The 23,154-nt window shown below is 46.2% G+C and carries 17 protein-coding genes and 2 pseudogenes; 3 read left to right on the top strand and 16 right to left on the bottom strand.

The genetic code is table 11. The features are described 5' to 3' along the window. Position 1: 1 nt before the first annotated feature. Genes DXA13_RS22165 through addB form a run of 4 tightly spaced genes read right to left on the bottom strand, consistent with a single transcriptional unit; the run spans position 2 to position 7,140 of the window. Positions 2–1,396, bottom strand: coding sequence for a 3'-5' exonuclease (locus tag DXA13_RS22165; protein ID WP_243009226.1), 1,395 nt, complete (start codon positions 1,394–1,396; stop codon positions 2–4). Next, the gene (locus tag DXA13_RS22160) at positions 1,315–2,913 is read right to left on the bottom strand and encodes a UvrD-helicase domain-containing protein (protein ID WP_243009225.1); all 1,599 of its coding nucleotides are present in this window, start codon (positions 2,911–2,913) and stop codon (positions 1,315–1,317) included. The genes DXA13_RS22165 and DXA13_RS22160 overlap by 82 nt, the downstream gene beginning before the upstream one ends. Then, positions 2,817–3,731: a UvrD-helicase domain-containing protein gene (locus DXA13_RS22155; protein WP_243009224.1), complete on the bottom strand. Its 915-nt coding sequence runs from the start codon at positions 3,729–3,731 to the stop codon at positions 2,817–2,819. Before DXA13_RS22155 ends, DXA13_RS22160 begins: the two co-directional genes overlap by 97 nt. Continuing rightward, positions 3,712–7,140, bottom strand: a complete 3,429-nt coding sequence (addB, locus tag DXA13_RS18810) for a helicase-exonuclease AddAB subunit AddB (RefSeq protein ID WP_118246569.1) — start codon at positions 7,138–7,140, stop codon at positions 3,712–3,714. Before addB ends, DXA13_RS22155 begins: the two co-directional genes overlap by 20 nt. 168 nt (positions 7,141–7,308) lie before the next feature. Here addB and DXA13_RS18805 point away from each other — a divergent pair, with 168 nt between their 5' ends. Both DXA13_RS18805 and DXA13_RS18800 read left to right on the top strand, forming a co-directional pair. Beyond that, positions 7,309–7,743: a hypothetical protein gene (locus DXA13_RS18805; protein WP_118246568.1), complete on the top strand. Its 435-nt coding sequence runs from the start codon at positions 7,309–7,311 to the stop codon at positions 7,741–7,743. A 77-nt stretch (positions 7,744–7,820) separates the two neighbouring features. Next, on the top strand, positions 7,821–9,218 hold the full coding sequence (locus tag DXA13_RS18800) for an MATE family efflux transporter (RefSeq protein WP_118246567.1): 1,398 nt from the start codon (positions 7,821–7,823) through the stop codon (positions 9,216–9,218). Positions 9,219–9,362: 144 nt separating this feature from the next. Here the strand turns inward: DXA13_RS18800 and DXA13_RS18795 are convergent, their stop codons facing one another. The 5 genes from DXA13_RS18795 to DXA13_RS18775 form a co-directional block, all read right to left on the bottom strand. Continuing rightward, positions 9,363–10,733, bottom strand: a complete 1,371-nt coding sequence (locus DXA13_RS18795) for a homoserine dehydrogenase (protein ID WP_118246566.1) — start codon at positions 10,731–10,733, stop codon at positions 9,363–9,365. Between the two features lie 367 nt (positions 10,734–11,100). Then, a complete protein-coding gene (locus DXA13_RS18790) occupies positions 11,101–11,454 on the bottom strand; it encodes an Hpt domain-containing protein (protein ID WP_118246565.1) in 354 nt (117 codons plus the stop codon). A 227-nt stretch (positions 11,455–11,681) separates the two neighbouring features. Beyond that, on the bottom strand, positions 11,682–12,416 hold the full coding sequence (locus DXA13_RS18785; RefSeq protein WP_118246578.1) for an amino acid ABC transporter ATP-binding protein: 735 nt from the start codon (positions 12,414–12,416) through the stop codon (positions 11,682–11,684). A gap of 1 nt (position 12,417) precedes the next feature. Beyond that, positions 12,418–13,110, bottom strand: coding sequence for an amino acid ABC transporter permease (locus DXA13_RS18780; RefSeq protein WP_118246564.1), 693 nt, complete (start codon positions 13,108–13,110; stop codon positions 12,418–12,420). A 104-nt stretch (positions 13,111–13,214) separates the two neighbouring features. After that, positions 13,215–14,075, bottom strand: coding sequence for a basic amino acid ABC transporter substrate-binding protein (locus tag DXA13_RS18775; RefSeq protein WP_118246563.1), 861 nt, complete (start codon positions 14,073–14,075; stop codon positions 13,215–13,217). 253 nt (positions 14,076–14,328) lie between these two features. Between DXA13_RS18775 and DXA13_RS18770 the strand changes: the two genes are divergently transcribed. Beyond that, positions 14,329–14,742 carry a DUF3842 family protein gene (locus DXA13_RS18770; protein WP_118246562.1) on the top strand — a complete coding sequence of 138 codons (414 nt, stop codon included), beginning with the start codon at positions 14,329–14,331 and terminating at the stop codon, positions 14,740–14,742. 38 nt (positions 14,743–14,780) lie between these two features. Here DXA13_RS18770 and DXA13_RS18765 read toward each other — a convergent pair whose 3' ends face one another. The 7 genes and pseudogenes from DXA13_RS18765 to DXA13_RS18735 all read right to left on the bottom strand — a co-directional run. Beyond that, on the bottom strand, positions 14,781–16,712 hold the full coding sequence (locus DXA13_RS18765; RefSeq protein WP_243009223.1) for a L,D-transpeptidase family protein: 1,932 nt from the start codon (positions 16,710–16,712) through the stop codon (positions 14,781–14,783). Between the two features lie 228 nt (positions 16,713–16,940). Then, positions 16,941–18,080 carry a flagellin lysine-N-methylase gene (gene fliB / locus DXA13_RS18760; RefSeq protein WP_118246561.1) on the bottom strand — a complete coding sequence of 380 codons (1,140 nt, stop codon included), beginning with the start codon at positions 18,078–18,080 and terminating at the stop codon, positions 16,941–16,943. Positions 18,081–18,082: 2 nt separating this feature from the next. Continuing rightward, complete coding sequence (locus DXA13_RS18755) at positions 18,083–19,381, bottom strand: acyltransferase (protein WP_243009222.1); 1,299 nt, start codon at positions 19,379–19,381, stop codon at positions 18,083–18,085. A gap of 292 nt (positions 19,382–19,673) precedes the next feature. Then, positions 19,674–20,477: a MerR family transcriptional regulator gene (locus DXA13_RS18750; protein WP_118246560.1), complete on the bottom strand. Its 804-nt coding sequence runs from the start codon at positions 20,475–20,477 to the stop codon at positions 19,674–19,676. Between the two features lie 235 nt (positions 20,478–20,712). Continuing rightward, on the bottom strand, positions 20,713–21,657 hold the full coding sequence (locus DXA13_RS18745) for a transketolase family protein (protein ID WP_207662187.1): 945 nt from the start codon (positions 21,655–21,657) through the stop codon (positions 20,713–20,715). 75 nt (positions 21,658–21,732) lie between these two features. Continuing rightward, positions 21,733–22,550: pseudogene (locus DXA13_RS18740) on the bottom strand (transketolase). Positions 22,551–22,968: 418 nt separating this feature from the next. Further along, a pseudogene (locus DXA13_RS18735) lies at positions 22,969–23,154 on the bottom strand (transposase); the annotation flags it as partial.

Raw genomic sequence — 23,154 nt, 5'->3', positions numbered from 1 at the left:
TTTACATCTCCTTATCCCTTAAATGTATTTCTTCCTGAAGGGTCATGGAATAGATAATCGTATCTTTGACCCTCTTCCCCGTCATCTGTTCCAAAGCTCTCTTATAATAGCTGAGCTGCAGGCCGTACCGTTCCGAGAGGAGATGTTCTTCTCCTCTCTTTATATGATCTGTCTTATAATCGATCAGAACCAGTTCCCCCTGCTCTTCCAAATAGGCGTCCACAATACCCTGTATAAGAATCAGTTCTTCCGATTCTCCCAGCCCCATCTCTCGGGCCGGAATACCGATGACAAACTGCTGCTCTTTCTGAAGCCGTCCTTCTCCTGCAGCACATCTGATTTTCTTTCCCAAAGGTGAATCCAAAAAATGCCAGATCACCGAAGCCCGAACCATCCGGCGGTTTGCTTCAGAAAGGCGCCCGTTTTCCACCAGCTTTAACAGAGCATGTTCCGTCTCCTGCTCTGTAGAAATGCTTCTGAAATCCAGCAGTTCCAACGCTCTGTGGTATGCAGTTCCTCTGTACGCTCCACGTTCCTGCTCCTCTTCTTCATTCAAAAAGGCGGGAACTGTCGGTATCCATTCGCTCTCTTCCTCATCGATCATCTGTCCCTGCTGCTTCAGTTCTGAGACCGTCATTTTCGCATAAAGGGATACATCTGCCTGATATGGATATTGGTAGGAAAAGGTATCCTCCAGCCTCTTTCTGTATTCCAGATCATATTCTTTCTCCGCGTCGAACTCAAGAAGTGATTCCCTGAATCCTGCCTTTTCCGTCTGAACCGCCATCTCACGGCCAAGAATCCGTCCGGCAGGAATTTCGTATACATCAATCATGCCTCCCGGCTCTGCTTGGCTCATCAGTATCCAGTCCAGATATGAACCTGCTGATGAAAGAACCGTAAATGGGATATGGCCTTTGTAGCAGGGAATCTGCTCCCACTTTTTCATATGGGATTCCAGATTCCTGTCGGCCGCTGTCATAATCAGCTGTTCTTTTGCTCTTGTCATTGCCACATACAGAACTCTCAGTTCTTCTCCCATGCTGTCCAGTTCCATCTTCCTTCTCAGGGCATTCTTTTTCAGGGTCGGCATCTTTACTCTCAGTTCCGTATCGATGCAGTCACTTCCAATTCCCAGATCGGAATCTATAAGAATTTTACCATAAACATCCGTTTTATTAAACCGTTTTCCCAGCCCGGCCAGGAATACCACTGGGAACTCAAGACCTTTACTCTTGTGTATACTCATAATTCTTATGGTATTGTCATTTTCCCCCAGTGTCGAAGCCTCACCAAAATCCGTATGATACTTTTTCAGGCTCTCAATATATCTGACGAAATGGAACAATCCCCTGTAACTCGTCTTTCCATACGCCACAGCCTTTTCCGCCAGCATGTCCAGATTTGCCCTTCTCGTCTCTCCCGCCGGCATAGCGTTATAAAATCATAATACCCTGTCTGCCGGTATACCTCATAAATCAGCTCATGGATGGGCAGATACACGCTCATTCTTCTAAACCGTTCCAACAGGCCGCTGAAATGATTCAGTTTTTCCCAGAGGCGCTGCTCGTTTTCACCGCCGACAGAACCTGCCTGATACATATCTTCATAGTTTTTCCATGCGCCGTACAGACCGCGTTCTTCTCTCTTTACCGGATTTTTCTTATAAAGAGCCATAATGTGTGCCAGTTCTTCATTCTCAAGTCCTACAATCGGCGACCGGAACACAGCGGCAAGAGCGATATCCTGCATGGGATTATCAATTACAGACAGAAGTGAAAGCACCGTTTCCACCTCACCGGCGGTAAAATATCCCGTTCTGGATTCTGCATAGGCCGGTATGCCTTCATTCATAAATACTTCCAGAAACACCTCCGACCAGCCGGAGACGCTTCGAAGCAGGATTACCATATCCCGGTATTGCACGGCACGGTATCTCTCCTCATCCTTATCCCAGATCATCAGACTTTTTTCCGGGTCCGTCATTTCCCTGACCCTGGCGGCGATCATCTTCGCCTCCATTTCCCGGCTGGTGTAATCCATGTGTTCTTCGTCCAGTTCCTTCAGAAGATCTGTATCCGTATTGACCAGCAACAGCTCTGTCTTTCCTGCCATGTGCCGTCCTTTCGCCCCGCCTTCTACTTTTTCCGCTCCGGCTTCTGCTTTTTCCGCTCCGGCTTCTGCGGAAAAAGGAGCAAAAACGGCTCCAGGATGAAGCGCTGTTTCCTCTGTATATTCTACATTTCCCAGTGCTTTTGTCATAATTTTAAAGAATACCTCATTCACACTCTCCAGGACGCTGGCACGGCTTCTGAAGTTCTGATGAAGTTCGATTTTCTGATACACGCTCTCCTCTGCAGAATATGAATTGTATTTTTCCAGAAACAGATCCGGTTTGGCCAGGCGGAATCGGTAAATACTCTGTTTTACATCTCCTACCATAAAGACATTAGGGCGTCCCCACTTCTCTCTGGAAATGCAGCGGATCAGCGTCTCCTGAACTTCGTTGCTGTCCTGGTATTCATCCACCAGGATCTCTTCATACTGCCTGGACAGCTCCTCCGCTACAAGTGACGGTACTCTTACGATGTTACCTGATTCCTCCTTTTCATCTGTCAGGACAAACAAGGCATAGTGTTCCAGATCATTAAAATCCACGATATTTTTTTCCCGCTTCTTCTCCTGGTATCGGCGTGAAAACTCTTTTGCCAGCTCCAGCAGCATATCCAGCGCAGGCGCGCAGCCTTTCATCGCCATTTCCATACGCTCTCTCGTATCCGGGAAGTAAAGAGCCGCAATTCTGATCACAGCTTTTTTCATGCGGTTTCTGCACTCGCTAGCGTACGTCTTCTTAGCAGGGTCCACATCCTTTCCGCGGACAGCCGCCAGGCGGCCGAACACCGCGCGTCCCATGAGCTCTTCCAGCTCCCCGTAGCTTTTTGCTCCATCAGTCCTTCCAGGATACGGATGTCTTCCAGAAAAACAGGAAGATACGCCTGCGGTCCGTCATCTTCCCTGCATACGTCGGCCGCTTCCTCCATCTGTATATGAAGCTCCTCAAGCTGAAGGCTAATATCACGCATCAGGAACTGCATCCAGGGAGTGCTCTCCATCTCATCCATGGTACTCTCTGACAATTCCTTCCGGCAGTCAGCAAACCACTGCCCCGGCCATGGATTGCTGCAGGAAAATTCATAAACCTGCATAATATAATTCTCGATTCCAAAGTCGCCTCTTCCCGTAGAGTACGTTTCTATAAATTCATGGAATTCCTGTCTGCCTTCCTGATAAAAATCCTCCAGCATCTCCCTCATCACATCGCCCTTCAGCAGCATCAGCTCTCCCTCATCGCTGATTCTGAAGGCCGGATCGATGTCCAGCTTATTGAAATGGTTTCTGATTACATTCAGGCAGAAACTGTGTATTGTAGTGATCTGAGCGTGCTGAACGAGCGTTGCCTGCATCTGCAGATGCTCATTTCTTCCATCTTCTTTTAATTTGTTCTCAATGGCTGCTGCAATCCGTTCCCTCATCTCCGCAGCAGCGGCGTTTGTAAACGTCATCACAAGCAGTCTGTCAATATCCAGAGGATTGATTTGATCAGTTATCATACGGATAATCCGTTCCACCAGAACGGCTGTCTTTCCGCTTCCGGCTGCAGCCGACACGAGGAGATTCCTGTTTCTGGACGTTATTACCTGTTCCTGTTTTTCAGTCCACCTCATTCCCATGGTTTCCTCCTTCAATCGCATTCCAGACTTCTTCTGCTTTTATGGACCCGAACTTCCTGTAGCTATAGCCGCTTACTTTTCTGTCGAATCCACAGACCGCATGATACGGGCAATAGTCGCAGGCACTCCTGGTCCCCTGTTTATACGGCCGTACCGATATATCTCCCTCCATAATCTTCGTTCCGGCAGTCTTCAGCTTGTCTCTTACAAAGACTCTCAGAGCCTCAAAACGGCGGCGGTTCGCTACAGAGGATTTGGCCTCCTGAATCATTCCGTCCTTCATGGCAACAGGGATGACGTCGGAAGCCTTTTCGATCTCCCTGTCCAAAAGGGCGATTACCTCCTGCTCACTGTTCACCAGCCCGTTCATCTTCAGCTGCCTGAGGATTTCCCTGTCAATTTCCTCCTTATCCGTTTCCCCCGTGCTCTCGATTACGGGGTCATTGATATGATAATAAAATATGCCGGCGGGTACAATCTCCTTTTCCGGATTCTTTCGCTCCTCCATCTCCATCGCCGCATCCATGTATACGACCAGCTGCAGCTGAAGGCCGTAATATAAGGCCGCCAGATCAAATGACGTACTGCCCGACTTGTAATCAATAATTTTCACATAGACGTGTTTCTGATCCTCGCAAAGATCCAGACGGTCAATCCTTCCCCTGAGCTGGAGCTCCTCTTCTTCCGACAGCGAAATTCTCATAGCCTTCAGATTATCAATCGCCGAAAATGACACTTCAAATCCGGCCGGCTCAAAATCCCCCTTTTTCAGCTGCTCGGACAGAGCCCAGACGGTTCTCTCCGTAATTCGTTCTGCCCGCTCCGTCAAATACTCATTTCTTGCCGTGCTCTTTAATATAGCTCCGCCGTACTGGTCCGCCACCTCGTTTACAGAAAGCTTAACCAGCCGCTTCCTTTCATCCGCATTCAGATCCTGAATCCGCTTCCCTTCTTCCCTCGCTTTGGAAAAGCAGAGATCAATGGCCCCATGAAAGAGGTTTCCGAAATCCACTGCGCCCAGCTCATATTCCTGCCTTTCTGATAGCTCCAGGCCATACGTGAGAAAATGAGCATATGCACACGCCTCGTACTGTTCAAGCCGTGTAACGCTTCCGCTCAGTATCCTTCCGTAAATTTCCCTGGCTGCCGCCTTACCGATTCCCTTTTCCTTATAGGAATAAAAGGCCGCTTCCACCAGGTTTTCCACCTGTTTTCTATGTCTTTCCGATAAAAAGAAAAAACGATACAGTTCTAGGAAACGCGCTTCTCCTTTCACAGTCTCAAACTCCCGGAGACTTTCGATCAGTGTCCGTCTTCCCTCTTCCATTGAAATCACATCATATTGATCCCGGCTGCCGTCCTGAATGGTCAAACGCGGAAAAAGCCCTTTCAGTTCATGGATCAGGCTGGACGGCCGAAGCCCTTTCCCCTCAGCGTCCATGCCAGAAAAAGAGAGGATCAGGCGGTCCGACGGCTTTGTCATCATAAGATACAAATAAAATCTCTGGAGAAATCCCTCTTCTCTGGCGGTCGGAGCCAGCTCTATATCAAATTCCTTCAGGCTGTCTTTTTCCATATCTGAAAGAATGCCTCCGCCGTCTTTTCTGGCGGGCACAATTCCATCATTGACGCCGGCAAAGAACAGTACTTTTACATGATCCAGACGGGTTCTCGTCAAATCGCCCACGACAATTCGGTCGATTGTGGCGGGAATAATTCCCACTCTGATTTCCTCGAATCCGGCATCCAGTATCTCCCCGTATTCCTTCAGGCTTATTCTTTCCTTCCCAAGCAGAGCCACCACCCGGTCCAGCATTTCGATAACCAGACCGTATACCTGGCCGTATTCTCTGGCCAGACGGTATTCTCCCGCTGCTTCGAACTTCTCCTCGTATTCTTTTACCTTCTGTTCGATTTCACAGTTGAAAAGATAGTCCGCCAGCGCTCCGGTCATCTGTTCGACCGTCGCCTCTTTTTCCTTCAGGAACTGACGCAAGACTTTAAGCGGCGCAAGAATTTCTTCTTTAAAACAGTTCAGCGCCTCCAGGTTCAGATTAGCGGCACCTCTGTAAACCTGCTCCCACCGGCTGTCCCATCGTTTAAATCCTCTGATTCCCAGAGCGAGGACATAGTTCTCCAGGCGGTCCCTCTCCTCGCTCCGTTCATCCATGATCATGCCGCATTTTAAATACCGGAAAACACTTTCATATGAAAAATCCTGACGAACAGTTTCCAGAGCCGAACGGATCAGCTCCACCAAAGGATGGCTCATAATATTCTTTTTATCATCCATGAAATATGGAATTCCTGCCGCCTCAAACTGACGCGATATCTCATTGCCGTAATTCTCAAGGCTCCCGGTGACTACTGCAATATCCCGGTAACGCAGCTTCTCATCTCTCACCGTCCGTTCGATCTGGTGTATAATAAGCCCGACCTCTTCCGACGGGTTAAGCGCTTTGTAAAGCCTGATCTCTTCCGGTTCCCCCTTATAAGACTTTCTTCCATAACGGTACAGGTTCTCCTCCAGAAAATCCAGGGCCGATCTGCTTTCTCCCGTCTTACTGAACCTTGGGTAGGGACGCTCGTTCAAAACTATATCCTGTTCCTTTTCTACCCCGTTTTTCTTCGCAGCCGCTGTCAGGCGGCAGGCCGTATGCTTGCTCATGTGAAACAGATTGTGCATCCCGCCCTCTTTAAACGGCGAAGCGCTAGGTTCCACCGTCACTGCAAACCGCACTCTCCTGCAGCACCGCATCATCTGTTCCAGAACTCTGTACTGAACAGGGGTAAATCCCGTAAAACCGTCCAGAATCACTTCACTATCTCTCATCCGATCAGAGTCGGGAAAAACACGGCACAGGACATCCAGAATCTCCTCCGAAGTAATAAACTTGTCCGAAATATAATCCCTGAATCCTTTATATATAATACTCAAATCCTTCAGCTTCTCACCGAGGAGCGGACTCTTAACTTTAGGGATCATCTCATCCAGCATCTCATAGGAAATGCCGTACTGCGCCATCTCAGAGATCATGGACTTCATCTGTCCGATAAAGCCGGCATGGCTTAAGTGGCCCCTAAATATCCCCAGCCTTTTTTTCTCCCCCGCAGCAACCTTTCTGAGAACCATGGATTTCCCCATGTCATCCAGAACAACGGGATTCTCAATCGCCAATTCTTCAAACACACGGTAGGCCAGACGTCCAAAACTCACAATGTCGATATTCATCGTGCCATGGTACGGATGAAGATTTACAATCTCCCTCTGCGTCTGCATGGTAAACTGTTCCGGGACAAGAAGTATAAATCTCTTCTCAGGGCTGTCCATGGACTCGCTGATCAGATTATCATAAAGAAACCGAGTCTTGCCCGACCCGGAACCACCTAAAACAAACTGTATTGACATTCCTATCCCAGCCTTCCTTCTGTGCTATTTTTCAGAACATCTGTTCTGTTTTTATGCCATACATTTTATCATACCACATAGGCATTTACAACATCTTTCCTCTAAATTTTTCATAAACTGCTTTCTGCCTTAATACATTATAACAAACCACCCCGGAGGCTTTCCTTTATGAGCTCCAAAACTAAAATCGTCGTTTTACGGATGAAAGAAATCATCTACACTGCCATTTTTATCGGTCTCGGCATCCTTCTTGTCTGCTTATTCCTGATTATGTTCCGTTCAAAAAAGGAAGCAGCGCCGACCTCGGCAGAGGCTTCTGTCTATACACCGGGCGTCTACACTTCTTCACTGAAGCTTGGGAACGAGCAGGTGAATGTGCAGGTTTCCGTGGACAGCGACCACATCAATTCTGTCAGCATCGTACCGCTGAGCGAAGCAGTCACTACCATGTACCCCCTGATGCAGCCGGCTATGGACGACCTGGCAAAACAGATTATCGACTCCCAGTCCATGAACAACCTCTCCTACCCAAGCGAAACCCATTATACATCTGAAGCGCTCATCCAGGCTGCTGAAAAAGCGCTTAATAAGGCGAAGAAATAATGGATTGTAATTTCCGGCACAAGAGATTATAATGGGTGTACGTTCTATTACATAATGTTTTTCTTTCAGGAGACGACATGAATACTCAAAAGACAATAAAAGAAAGCGCGATGTTGCGCAATCAGATTACAGAGGGAGTTATATGGCAGCAGCTTCTTCTGTTTTTCTTTCCAATTTTATTTGGAACCTTCTTTCAGCAGCTTTACAACACTGTAGATGCAGTGATTGTGGGACAGTTTGTCGGTAAAGAGGCCCTGGCCGCCGTAGGCGGCACTACGGGAACCTTGATTAACCTGTTTGTCGGTTTCTTTATCGGCCTGTCCTCTGGCGCTACCGTTACAATCTCCCAGTTTTACGGTGCCAGGCAGGCGAAGCAGGTCAGCCGGGCAGTCCATACGGCAATTGCTTTTTCCATCGTCTTGGGAGCCGCAATGATGGCAATTGGTTTAATCGGGGCTCCTTACGCATTACGGGCCATGGGAACTCCGGAAAACATCATGGGACATGCTCTTTCTTACATACAAATCTATTTTATAGGTATCATCGGCAATCTCATTTATAACATGGGGGCAGGCATCCTCAGAGCCGTGGGCGATTCAAAGCGCCCTCTCTATTTTTTAATCGCCAGCTGTTTCACCAATATCCTGCTGGATATTCTGCTTGTCGTTCATCTTCACATGGGTGTTGCAGGTGCCGCCATCGCTACTATTGTCTCTCAGGCTGTCAGCGCCGTGCTGGTACTAGTCGTGCTGACAAAAACAACAGAATCGTACAAGCTGGTGTTCCGTTTGCTCCGTCTCGATCTTTCCATGATTAAAAGGATCGTACAGGTTGGTTTTCCTGCCGGGCTCCAGTCGGTAATGTACAACGCTTCTAATGTTATTATACAGTCCAGCGTCAACCTTCTCGGTACCGATACCATTGCAGCCTGGACGGCTTATGGGAAAATCGACAGCGTTTACTGGATGATTCTCAGTGCGTTCGGAATCTCCATCACCACATTCGTTGGACAGAACTACGGAGCCAATAAACCGGACCGCGTAAAAAAAGGCGTCCGCGTATGCCTGTCTCTGGCCTCAGCCGCCACGGTTGCCCTCTCCGTACTCCTGTATTTTTTCGGATATTATATTTTCTGTCTGTTCACAAAGGATGCCGCCGTTTTAGACAAGGGGATGGAAATTCTCCATTTCCTGGTTCCCACTTTCATTACGTATGTAGTGATTGAGATCTATTCCGGAGCACTGCGCGGCACCGGCGACTGCTGGATTCCCATGCTCCTCACGTGTCTCGGCGTCTGTGTTCTCCGTGTTGTCTGGATTCTGGCCGCTGTACCGTTCCACAGAACGATTAAAATGATTATTTTCAGCTACCCTCTCACCTGGTCCGTGACCACTGTCTTATTCTTTATCTACTTTCACTTCTTTTCCATGCTGGGAAAAAGAGGCAGAGCAACAGTCGATATCCACGATGCTTAGTTGGATTTTCTCATGTAAATTCATACAGGGCAATTTCATTGGTTCCTGCAATTACAAAAAGCCGCAGAAAGAATTTCAATTCATCTTTCTGCGGCCTTTTATATATTTTTTATATATAAAGGAAGGGAAATAAATTTAACGTTATTACAGCTTCATGCCCTGCTCATACAGTTCATATGGCTTGCTTCCTGTCAGATCAACAACATCTCTTGTAATCGGGTTGCCTTTCTTCACATCTTTAAGCAGAGTCATACCGTTCAGAAGGTAGAATGGGGCCACATTTTCTGCCTCTTTTCTCTCCCAGAGTTCTGGAACAAGTCCATCAATGGAATGGTGATGGCCAGCAACTTTCAGGACCGTACCCTTTGGCAGATCTGTCTGAGCAACACCTGCCATAACCGATACCTGACGGCATTCAGAATGGGTTCCCAATCCAAGAAGATCGCCCAGAAGAATGGAAATTGGTGTTTCCAGCCCCATATAATGGTATGGAAGGTAAATACATGCATACTTGCCATTGCGGCTGACTACATGGCCCTTGCTTGTCAGCAGTTCCCACACGGTTTCATTTTCACATTTAATAATGATGAACTCACCGCCTGCAAAACTTGCCTCATCCGGGGAACGCAGGCAGCAGAATACGTCTACGACTCCCGTTTTCTTTAAAATACCGCCGTCTTCTTCAGGAATGAAAATGTCTGCCAGTTCGCTTGTTTTTGCAACCGGATAACTCAGCTGGGGTGTTGCCGGCACAAGTCCCGTCACATTGGATACAAGGTTCATTTCACACAAATCTGCGGAAATGGAGGCGATATACTTCTCCAGAAGCCTGCTGCGTCCTTCCAATGTGCTGCGGTCTTTATAGTGCCAGAACTCTTTCATTCCCGGTATATTCTCATGAGGCTTCTCATTACCCTCCATATATGTAAATTCATCCGTTTCAGGATCCCATACGAAATCGTATTCGCTGGCTTTTCCTGCTACTATGATCTCCAGTCCAAGTACCTTTCCCCAGGAATAAAGATCCAGAAGGTTTCTTGGCTGATCGCCGTTCAGGAGGGAATAAACCGCGTTGTTCTCAGCAGCAATCTGATTCAGAATCGGACCGCATACGCTGTCTGTTTCCTTTGAAACCATATAGACATTGATACCTTTTTTCAGAGCTTCTACTGCTACGTCAGAGCTTACCGCCGTGTTGCCGGTACATTCTACAAGCGCCGTAATATCGCTTTCTACGACGAGACGATAATCCTTAACGATCAGTACCGCATCCTTCGGCGCATTCTGAATCTGTTCCTTGTCCTCACAGACCACAATCTTTTCTTCTTTATATCCCAGACCGGTAAGTACCTCCACACATTCATCCGTATGACGGGAAGAAATCAGCCTGAGTTCCATAAGTTCTACCTTCGGAATCTGCGCCAGAAGCGTATAGCCATAGCCGCGTGTTGCACCAATAATACCTACTCTTGATTTCCTGCCCTCACAGCTTTTAAATAAATTCGTATAATCCATATCTACTTATCTCTCCTTTTCCTTCATTTGGAATGAACTGCTAACGTCCACCTGCACTTTTTGTTTCTGTTACTTATATAAACAGCAAAAGCTGTGCCAAGCTTTAAATATATTGACAGACAATAAAAAACAAACAAATGTGCCGACAAAATTCACCTTTTTCCTCTTAATCCTCTCATACATCAGAAGCGTAATCCATCTTCTGTCATAAATCAATGGAGGTGCGTTGCACTTTTTCGCTGCATTTATGTTGTGTTGCAATAGCGTTGTTGCGTTGCACTTTTTAAGCTCCCATATACAGGAAAGTAAAAAACCGCGGTATCTAGAATTGCTTCCAAACACCGCGGTGCGCCTATATTTTACTTTCTTAAGACTCTAATTCTTTGATCAAGAGGATGATCTTCTCATATTGAACCCTGAGCTGTTCAAATGCAGGAGCAATGTCCTTAAGTCTTTCCTCCCTGATCGCGGTTACAATCTCGGAGCTGTACTGAAACAGCGGAGCCAGACCGAGATTCCCGCTTACGCCCTTCAGCGTATGGGAGGCAACAAGAGCCTTCTCATAGTCATCTGCCTCAAGCGCCTCACTAAGAGCCTGAAAATTATTGTCAGCCAGAAATTTTTTAAGAAACTTAATAAGGAGATTCTTATTTCCCATAAACCGTTCCAGCACAACAGCTCCGTCTGCCTCTATCATTGAATAAAAATTTTGTACATCCATCGTATTTTCCTCGCATATCTTTACTTCTATATCTTTTTATTCTACAACGATTGCTGGAATAAATCAACGCATTTCATGCAAAAAGAGCAAAGAGAAGAAGGTGTTGCAAAAAGGAATAGAGCATTGCCGCCGATACCAGATGTAGTGACTTGGCCACTGCCTGGAACGAAATCTGGTATCGGCGGCAATGCGGATTCGACTTTTGCAACAGCGTCCTCTCTTCCGTGTTATAGCACCTTACTTAAAAAGCTTTTCAGCCTGTCGTTTTTCGGATTACCGAAGAATTCCTCCGGCGGCGCTTCTTCTACGAAGTTTCCTCCGTCCATGAAGAGCACTCTTGTTGCCACCTCTCTGGCAAATCCCATTTCGTGAGTGACAACAACCATGGTCATTTTTTCTTCTGCCAGGTCGCGCATTACGTTCAGAACTTCGCCTACCATCTCAGGATCGAGCGCGGATGTAGGCTCATCAAACAGCATAACATCCGGCTTCATGCAAAGCGCGCGAACGATGGCAATACGCTGTTTCTGGCCTCCGGAAAGCTGGCTTGGGTATGCGCTCGCCCTGTCGGCCAATCCAACGCGCTCCAAAAGCTCCAATGCCGTTTCCTCTGCTTCTTTCTGGCTCTTTTTCTGCAGTTTCATCGGGGCGATTGTCAAATTCTTCAAAATAGTCATATGAGGGAACAGGTTAAACTGTTGAAATACCATTCCCATTTTCTGACGGTGTTTATCGATATCCGTTTTGGGGTCCAGAATATCGACTCCCTCGAATAAGATTTTTCCTTCTGTCGGTTCTTCCAGACGGTTCAGACAGCGTAAGAATGTACTTTTGCCGGAACCGGACGGTCCTACCACAAATACAACATCTCCCTGATGGATATCGATGTCGATTCCTTTCAGGACGTTGATATCTCCAAAACTCTTTCCCAGATTCTGCACCTGGATTAATGGTTTTTCCATATTAACGCTCACTCTGTCTCAGCCTCCTTTCCAGACATTTTACAAAGTATGAGAATATCATGACGAGAGCCAGATAAATCAGCGCTACTGCAAGCAGCGGCATAAAAGCGGAAAATGTACGGCTTCGGATAATGTCTCCTCCCTTTGTCAGGTCTTCCAGCGCAATATATCCGGCAACGGAAGTTTCCTTTAAAAGGGTAATAAATTCATTGCCCAGAGTCGGCAGGATATTCTTAAACGCCTGCGGCATGATAATATAGCACATCGTCTGCATATAGTTAAAGCCGAGACTGCGCCCAGCCTCAACCTGACCGATATCGATGGAAAGAATTCCGCTTCGGAAGATTTCAGCCACATAGGCTCCTGAGTTGATGCCAAATGCGAGAATAGCTACGGGTACCTTGTCAATTCTTGAATTTCCGAAAATAACAAAGTAGATAATCATCAGCTGGACTACAACAGGTGTTCCCCTGATAATCGTCAAATAAACATTGCACAGGAAATTCAAAAATTTCAACTTGTGAGTCCTGTCATAAGTAGAACGGATGACACCGATAATAAATCCGATCGCTATTCCTACTAAAACGGCAAAAAACGTAACCGTAAGGGTTACCTTCAATCCGTTTGCTATATATTTCCATCTGTCATCAGCAATGAAGTTCAGATAAAATTTTGAGGCAAAATCTTCCCACATGGTATTCTTTCCTTCCGCTTTTCTTTTTAAGAGTCACATGCCTGGCGCTCAGGAATCCCGTTCGCCAGGCAGTGTGCTGTAAGTTCTGTTCCAAATAATTTCAATTATTCAGCTTTGATGTATTTTGCTACGATTTCATCCAGTTCTCCGGATTCTTTTAATTTCGCAAGTGCTGCGTTCACTTTGTCAACAAGTTCTGTATTGCCCTTCTTGATTACGAGTGCATAATCTTCATCTGTAAAGGACTCATCCAGAATCTTAAGACCTTCGCTCTGTTCTATGAATACCTTTGCCGGTTCGCTGTCGATAACAACTGCATCTACCTTGTCCTGAAGAAGCGCCTGAACCGCCTCAAAGCCCTTGCTGTAACGCTCTACCTTGGAATCTTCCTTCTCCAGATCGCTGCAGTAAAGATCGCCTGTTGTGCCCAGCTGTACGCCGATTACTTTTCCCTTTAAACCGTCTGGAGATGTGATGTCACTGCCCTCTTTTACGATTACCTTCTGGGATGCCTTTGCGTATGTATCAGAGAAATCCATAGACATCTTTCTCTCTTCTGTTACTGTGATTCCGCCTGCGCCTACGTCAACCTTGCCGCTTGCAACTGCCGGGAAAATAGAATCGAATGCCATGTCTTCAATCTTTAATTCCATTCCAAGCTCTTCTGCTACTGCCTGCATAATTTCCACGTCGATTCCGACGATCTCTCCGCCTTCACGGAACTCGTACGGCGGAAATTCGGCGTTGGTACCCATAGTAAGAACTCCGCCTGCAGCTTCTTTCTTTTCCTCTTTCGTTTCTTCTGTCTCTGCTGCTTCCGCTTTTGTTTCTTCTGCCTTTTCATCCTTGGCTTCGCTGGCTTTTGTTTCAGCGGCCGTTGTCTCTGCTGCCTTGTTTCCTCCACAGGCTGCAAGTGTCAGTGCCATAATGGCAGCCATAGATAATACGAGTGCTTTCTTCTTCATAATTGTTCCTCCTCATTTTTAAATATGCACGTTAATGCATATTTATTAAATACGTTATGTATATTATATACGCTTTTTGCAAAAAATCAAGTCTGTTTTTTACTTTTATACACTTTGCATTAATAATTATTATTCAACCATTCTTCTTGGTGACTTATTAACAGCGTCCTCCCGATTTCCAGTCCCTTTCTTGTTTTTTTTAGACAGTTATATTATAATTACTTCCATTACTATTCGGAAAGGAAGATTACAAATGAAAATTATCGTCATTGACGGACAGGGCGGAAAAATGGGAAAAGCTGTCATTGAACAGCTGAAAAAGCAGCGTCCTGAACTGGAAATCATCGCGGTCGGGACAAACAGCATCGCTACGTCTGCCATGATTAAAGCCGGTGCGGACGCCGCAGCGACCGGCGAAAATCCGGTCCTCGTAAACAGCCGTGAGGCCGATATTATCATCGGCCCCATCGGTATTGTTATGGCAAATTCTCTGCTGGGTGAAATCACGCCGGCAATGGCAGTGGCAATCGGCAGCAGCCCGGCATATAAGATTCTTATACCCGTCAACCGCTGCCGCCACTTTATCGTAGGCTGTACGGAGCAGCCTCTGAGCTTTTATATCAAAGAAGTAATCGAAAAAGTAGATGAACTGCTTTCTGTTTCCTGAGCTTCCTGTAATTCCTCTGTATTTCCCGTATGACAGCATTACATGCCGACACCCGGTCCATTCTGCTGTTCTTTCGTCATCCCCACTTCATCACCTGGGCCGGAAGGTGCCTTAGAAGGCTCTGTAGGCTGTGCTGCAGGTGTTTCCTCTGGTACCGGAGGCTGTTCCTGCGGAGCTGTCTCCGGAGGTGCTGCAGGCGTTTCAGCAGGCTTAGCCGATGTCTGTGACGAACCTTTCTTTTCTGTACCTCCCAGATTATAGCATAACACAGGCATTCCCTTCGAAATGTTCTCATAAATCGTCTTGGCTGCTGCCGGCGGCAGATTAATGCAGCCGTGAGAACCATTTGTCTTATAGATATTTCCGCCAAAGCTGGAGCGCCAGTTGGCGTCATGCATGCCAATTCCGCCGTTAAACGGCATCCAGTACGATACAGGGCTGGAATATCCCTGGCCTTTCAGCGTTGCATTTCTTTCCTTGTAAGTCAGCGGGTACGCCCCCGGAGGCGTTGTATATCCCTTTGCCACATTACCAGATACAAAGTCAGATTCTACGAGAAGATTGCCGTCCTTATAAAAGAACAGATGCTGCGCAGTCAGATTAATCTCTACGTACGTATTTCCGTAGTCATTTTCGCCGTGGCTGGCAGCCGTCTGTGAATAGACCGGCTCTCTTTCCTGACTTTCACCGGAACGGATGATTGCCATCAGCTGCTCTACTTCTGCCGCCTGGTTGATTCTCCATCCATAATTTCCACGGCTGATCGTCACCGTCTGTCCGTAACTGGTCTTCAGGGTTTTCGCCCTGTAAGCCGTGTTGTACTTCGTCGCCAGCATCTGCACAAAATCCTTTACTCCATCAAGAGAAATGTCTATGTTCGTACCGTCTGTTACGAGCCATTCGTGAATGATATCTCCATTCAGCACTTCGCGCTGGTCTCCGAATTTATACGTGACCGTCACATTTACATATGCATTCATACTGTCCGCAAGCGATTTGAGCCTTTCGTCATCCGCTCTCACAGTCGGTTCTTTATAGCAGCCCTCTTCTTCAAGAGAAATTTCCGGTTTCAGGTTCTGAATCGCCACTCCGATCTTGCTTTTCACAATATCAGGATTCAGTTCGTTTCCTTCTTCTTCCGGAACGACCGTATATCCCTGTCCCGGCATGTAATCAGAGACACGGGCATCGGTTGGTTTCATCACATTTTCTTCATTCATACAGTTCAGTGTTTGAATTTTTTCATTTAACAGAGCCTCGTCATATGAAATCATCGTCTCGATCTCGTAGCTGTTTCCCGACAGCTTAGCCATCAGCCAACGGTTCGGGTCCTGCTCGTCTATAATCCGCTCCAGGCTTCCGTCAAACTCCGGCTTCAGGTTAATTTCATCCTTGGTGATTGTCTCTGTCTGATCCCCTCTCTCCTTTACGGTAAGCGTATAGCTGCTGATACCGTCAGAAATCAATTCCTTTACCTCATCAGCCGTCATTCCTGACACATCTGCGCCATTGATTATGGTTCCCGGCAGAAACGATGTTCTGTATCTGCTTCCTATAAAGAAATACGCTCCGGCCGCTACCGCAATTCCCGCTGCCAGAATACCGGCTGTCAAAGCCATTGCTCTCCCCGAAAAGCTTCTTTTCTTTCTGCTCTTAGACGTCTTTGAAGAGGATTCTTCCGTGCCGCTTTGCGGCCTTTTGCCTTCTGTCTTTATTTCTTCCTGCTTCCGGCGGTTTACTTTCTCCAGGATTTCCTCTGCCTTCTTCTCTCTCTCCTCCAGCGTCATCTCTTTTTTTACAGCCTTCTCTTCTTTATGGGAGGCCGACTTCTTTTCCAGATCTTCAACCATGCGGCTGACCTCTTCCCTGCGTTCTTTCGCCAGTTCTTTTTCCAGGATTGCCGCCTCTTCTTTCTCTTTTTTGATGATATTCTCTCGATTTGTCCGACTCATCTCATTATCCTTATCCAAGGGTATCCCTCCTATCTATTACTTCATTAAGGAAAGGATTTGATGCCTCTCCAAATTATTATATAGAAACCGTTTTTCTATTCTAACATGGGAAATCACCATTGGCAATGCCATTTTGAGATTCCATTTCACTTTCTGTTTTTCTCCTCTACCCTCACGGTTTTCTCAGACCTTCCGGTGCAGAAACAATCGTCCATGTACGGATAAAGAGTCAGATGAACCTGAAATTTACCGCGCCATCACACAGATCAGAATCTTTTCCAGACTGAACATCCCGTTTCCAGAAAGCAGAACTTCCATCTTCTCCAAATTATAGTCTGAATGCTCCATTTCTCTGGAAAAAATATACGCTTCTTCGATCTGATCGTCTGTAGAAAATGATTTTTTCTCTGCAAAGTCTGCCGCTCCCATCTCCTGAATAACCAGGGCGCTTATAACCGCAAACTTCACTTTGCTGTATACATCCCGGTCATAAACTGCTCCTAAAAAATACACATATAGAAAATATATCACCAGATTCTTATATTCATACTCATTATCTCTATAATAATTGAAAAATTCCAAACATGCGGTCTCATAATTCGCCTGATCTGAGAGGAAATGGCGGCACTTCCTCCGTTTCCCAGGCCACAACCGTTCAATCGTCTCCAATCCGGACATCATGTCCAAATATGCAGACATGATCTGCCGACGTTCCTCCCAGCGGTTTGCGTATTGTGCCGCTTTTCTTTTAAAATGGAGGAACGTCTTTTCCCTGCGCAGTCGTTCTAAAACTTCTTTTGCCAGTTTGGGCTTTCCCTGATCAATCCTGGTCTGTATATCATGGGCAAGGCCAAGTATCATGGCTAACTTCAGATTCAGTTCCATAGAACAGTCTTCCATGACTGCAAACATGTTCTCTCTGACCAAACACAGAAGCCTGAGAAAATCCTCGTCTACTTCCTCCGTTTTCCCCGGCCTGACGTTCACTCTGCTGATAAAAGATGCCGATTTTTCATTCTGCAGAACCAGTCTGGCCGCCTCCGGACACGAAAGCGAGAGGCTTACCTCGTACAGTTCTCCGTAAATTTCCATATGCCTTGGGTAGTCCCGGCATGTCCTGCACATCTTTTCCTTTCCCAAGTGTATATAAATATCACATAATTGGTCTTCATTTAAAAAGGGGCAGAAATTACCATTCGTTATAAAACATTTCTTTCGATAATCTACAGAAGCCCTCAGCCTTTTCCCAAACGCTCCTCCTGTATGTCTGTATGTTCGGCACGTGGCCTTATCAATCCCGATTTTCCATCCTGTACAGCATGTATTCATGCACTCGGCGCCCGTACACTGAAACTTCTTATAATAATCCGGGTAATGGATTTCCATTCTTATCTACCTCTCTTCAATCTATTATACTTTTCTGCCGAAATTTTTTTCGGCAAATCCATAAGAAAGCGCACCGCTCTGTCCATGCACAAAACAACCGTTTGATCGTAAAGAACAGAAAATCCCATGCTGATCACCAGTGTAAGAAAAATTGTAAGAACCGTACCGCCTGCAATACCGAAACGAAGCCCGTTCAACCCCATCTTATTTTCCACAATTTCAAATAATACAAACCAGTGGATCAGAAGGATGGAAAAGCTGTATTTTCCCAAAGCGGACAGTACGGACGGAATTTCTGCAAATATGGTTTCTCCATGTTTGCGAAAAAACAGAAACACGGCGCAGGAAATAAGCAGCATCGGAGGTGCATTATTATAAATCAGAGCGCCGAAATCGTCGAAGGAAAGGACCGCATATACGATGAACAGGACTGAAACCGCACCACCTGCCATGATCAGCCGGTAATGTTTCATTGCACGGTCAGTCGTGCAGTAATACCCCAGAAGAAATATGGATTCCCACGAAGCCAGAAATGGGGCAGCTGCAAAATTCAGCTGGAAGTAAGGCGCATACGTATAGAGCACGTGAAGAAGGAATATGACAGCAACCAGGGAGGACATCATAGATTCTGTCATATGTTTGATCATAATAGAAAATAATGGAGCCGTAAGGTAAAACACCAGGATTATATACACCAGCCAGAAATGAGGCGTGAGCCCTGTACTGTTGGCTGTAAATCCCTGGATCAGATGATACCAGTTGGATGGACGGAGCGCAGAGGAGCCGTAGGCATAAAAGCAGTAGAACAGGTAATAGGCAAAACAGGGGATAAGCACCTTCAGCAGCCTTTTCTTATAAAACTGAAATAAGGGCTCTTCTCTGCCGTTAAGGAGAAGGGCCCCGCTGATCATCATAAAAAGTAGATTACAGCAGCAGAAAATACTGGTCACTACAGCCATAACAAGCCATGTTCCATCGTGTAATTCCATTTTTTCATACGAAGGTTCCATAACGTGAACAGCGATTACAAGCACTGCCGCCAGAACTCTCAAGTAATCCATATATACAACTCGTCCCGGCTGTCCGGAATTTCCAAAAATCAGGGATTTCCTATAAGATGCGCTATCTTGGTCTCCCTGGTTCTTTTGATGAATCAGGCCGGAGGCTCCGATAATAAAGGCGATAATCAGATAATTCCGTATACTGAAAGGACGGCCGCCGGCGCCATACCGTGCGGCCGTCAGCCAATAGACCAACGTTGTGATTAAAAAGACGAAAAAGAAAAAACGTACACGTTTCATTGTAATTAAAATCTCCTTCGGCAAAGTTTAGCGCACGGCTTTCTGCGGTGAGCGCAGAAACCGTTAATGCGCAGGTATAATGCCCGCTTTGCGGACATTATACCATAGCCACAGGCGGCTATGGCTATGGCTGCCTTCGGCTAATTTTAGCGCACGGCTTTCTGCGGCGAGCGCAGAAACCGTTAATGCGCAGGTATAATGCCCGCTTTGCGGACATTATACCATGATTTTAACATGCGTAAAAGACTTAATTATATAATTTGCTTTGTCTGCATCCGGCTCTTTGTGCATCTTATTTCTTCTTGATTGGAAAATAAATCTCGGTTTCCCATTTCTCTGGCGGAAGTCCGTCAAACTGGTTTTTCAGATAAATTTCATATGGCGGTGCTGCCATCACATATCCGCTGTTTTCCATCCAAGATACAATTGCGCCATATGCGTCCGGCAGGGAAGAATAAGTTCCTCTGTGAATAGTAACTGCACAGAGCCCGCCTTTCAGTATCCTGTCCGCCTTTTCCTTCTCCCGAATCCCAACAATCAGCTCAATGTCGCTGCATTCTGCGCAAAATTCTTCATCGTGATAAACGGCTCCTACGATGCCATCAGGAGTTGCACCGGTTTTCGGCAATCGTTCATAAATGCTGCCATAGTATTTTCCAAACTCTTCTACCCCCATATTCTGACGGCTGGAAAGAACTGCTTTGTCCGTATCCTCTTTTACCTGGATCTCATATCCCTTCTGATATCCCATAATATCACCTGTCCTTTCAAAATTATCAAGGTGGGCAGACAATTCGCTGATAATCACACTTGTCTCCCTCTGTTGCTGTTTCAGCCTCTCTCTCTGCTGAAGCAATTTTGAAAAGAGTACTCTTTTTTCACTGCACATCAGAACTTCTCTTATTTCCTCAAGTGAGAATCCGTACCGCTTCATTCTTTGAATCAGCAGCATCTTTTCCATCTGTGCCTGACTGTAATACCGGTATCCGGTAAAACGATCCACCCGTTCCGGTTCCATCAAACCTATTTTGTCATAGTAGCGCAGTGTCTTAATACTGACCTGGCATATTCTGGAAAACTCTCCAATTGAAAACATCGTCCGTCTCCTCCTGTGCTCGATTCGAATCTGTTCTTAGTATAAGCTCTTCCCCTGGGGGAGAGTCAAGAAGTACTTCATAATTTCCAAATTTATTTTTTCATATCTTTATAAAACGCTCTACTGAACTTTGTTTCAATCAAAAAAGGCACTGCATAACAACGCTTTCACGCCGGGCAGTGCCTTCCGTATTAGGAAAAGAAATTGGGATTGTTTATGGGAGTCTTTCGTTCAATTATCTGTTCTTCATAGCCAGGGCCTTCTTCGCCGCCTTTACAATTGCAGCGCTGTCCAGGCCGTATTTAGCCATCAGTTCTTCCATTTTTCCAGATTCGCCAAATGTATCGGGCATGCCTACACGGATAACTGGTGTCGGCCAGTTCTCAGACAGGCATTCACATACCGCACCGCCCAGAGCACCGATCTTCTGATGATCTTCTGCCGTAACAACAGCTCCTGTTTTCTTTGCTGCTGCAATGATAAATTCCTCATCCAACGGTTTGATCGTATGGATATCGGCGATCATTACACTGATTCCTTCTTTTGCCAGCTCTTCTTCTGCCTTCATTGCCTGATAAACCATTGGTCCGTTTGCGAAGATAACAAGGTCGCTTCCGTCTTTTACAAGACGTGCCTTGCCCAGTTCAAACGGCGTATCCTCTTCCGTAATTACTTCAATGGCTTCTCTTCCGAAACGTACGAATGCCGGTCCGTTGTGATCTGCAACAGCAAGAATTGCCTTTTCAGTCTCTACCGCATCGCACGGTACAACAACCGTCATATTTGGAAGGACACGCATAAGTGCCGCATCTTCCATAGACTGATGGGAAGCGCCGTCAGGGCCTACATTGATGCCCGCATGAGCTCCTGCCAGCTTCACATTGGTATCTCCGTATGCAACAGCTGTACGTACCTGATCCCATGCACGGCCTGCCAGGAATACACAGTATGTAGTTGCAAACGGAACCATTCCGGAAAGGGCAAGACCAGCAGCTGTTCCAACCATATCCTGCTCGGAAATTCCGATATCTACGAATTTTTCCGGATACTTGTCACGAATCCAGTTTGTTCTGGTAGATTTTGCAACGTCACCGTCCAGTACGATAAATTTATCATTCTTCTCTGCGAGTTTTAATAATGCATTGCCGTATCCGTCACGTGGTGGTATTTTATTCATCATTCATTCCTCCATATTATCAATAATCGTTTTCGTCATCCTATCACTTCAAAGTATCATGCCTTACAGCCCTGTCTTTTATTCTGCTTCTACTTCAGCCATAGCCTGTGCATACTGCTGATCGTCAGGTGCAAGGCCGTGCCAGTCACTCTGTCCTTCCATAAAGGAAACGCCTTTACCCTTTACAGTATCTGCAATGATCACGGTTGGTCTTCCCTTTGTTCCCATCGCTTCTTTATAAGCTGCGTACATTTCTTCCAGACTGTGGCCGTTTACACAGATTACATGCCAGTTGAATTCACGCCATTTTCCGGCAACCGGTTCCATGTTGCAGACTTCTTCTGTGGTGCCGTCCAGCTGTACGTGGTTGTTGTCTACGATCGCACATACATTATCCAATTTCTGCTGAGCTGCGTCATAGCTGCTTCCCAGATCTGGCCTTCCTGAAGTTCCCCGTCTCCGATCAGGCAGTATGCCCTTCCGTCAATTCCCTGCTTTTTGTATCCCATTGCGATACCATTGGCAATAGAAAGTCCCTGTCCCAGGGATCCGCTGGAAGAATCAAGGCCGGGTGTTGACTGACGATGAGGATGGCCCTGAAGGATGCTTCCCAGTTTTCTCAGTGTCTTTAAATGCTCTTCTCCAAAGTATCCCTTTCTGCAGAGAACACTGTAGATTACAGGAGCAGCATGGCCCTTGGAAAGAACGAAACGGTCCCTTTCAGCCCAGGCAGGTTTTTTTGGATCACAGCGGAAAATATCCGTAAAATAAAGTGCGGTAAGAATTTCTACTGCTGAAAGAGATCCACCTGGATGACCGGACCCTGCTTCGTGGGTCATAGTAAGGATATCCTCACGGATAGTCTTGCACATTTCAAGTAACTCGTTTTTGTTCATCATAATTTTCCCTCCTTGAAACTTGAAAAGAAACGTTTGTTTCTTTCGTTTACTGTGTTGTTAAATATTTGACTTATGAAAAAATGCCCCACCGAAACTCATCGGTGAGGCATTCTACGTCCACTATTCAGATTTTCAAGTTTTTTATGCGGTGACTGATTTCTCATCTCTTATCCTCCACAGTTTTACTATGTAAAATCTTCTTTCACTATTTGACATTTTTAATAACTTGAACTTATAATATCATAGCCGCAAAAGAATTTCAAGCATTGTTTTTTTTTTATCTTATTTTTTAAAAAGTGGCGGACCGCTCCGCCACTTCAGACTGTAGACAAAGCGGTGTCAGGACATTCGTCCTGGCACTGTTTTCTACATAATTCATATCATTTTTTGCACACAAACAAGCGTTACCGGGTTCTTATGCCTCACACAGCTTATATCTTTGCTGCATTCTGGCCAGCTTCTTCAGATTCATGCACGCAAAAGTCAACCCGGCCTCATTTCCATCCGTGCTTTCCCATACATCTGTGTATATCGAAAACCATGATTCTCCTTAGCTGTTCCAAAGAGTCTTTCGATGGTCTCTTTTCTCTGCGCATACAAT

This window comes from Clostridium sp. AM58-1XD (assembly GCF_003464085.1).
Classification (GTDB): domain Bacteria; phylum Bacillota; class Clostridia; order Lachnospirales; family Lachnospiraceae; genus Lachnoclostridium_A.
Note: the sequence above shows the minus strand (reverse complement) of the source record. Positions and strands in the feature narration are given on the sequence as shown.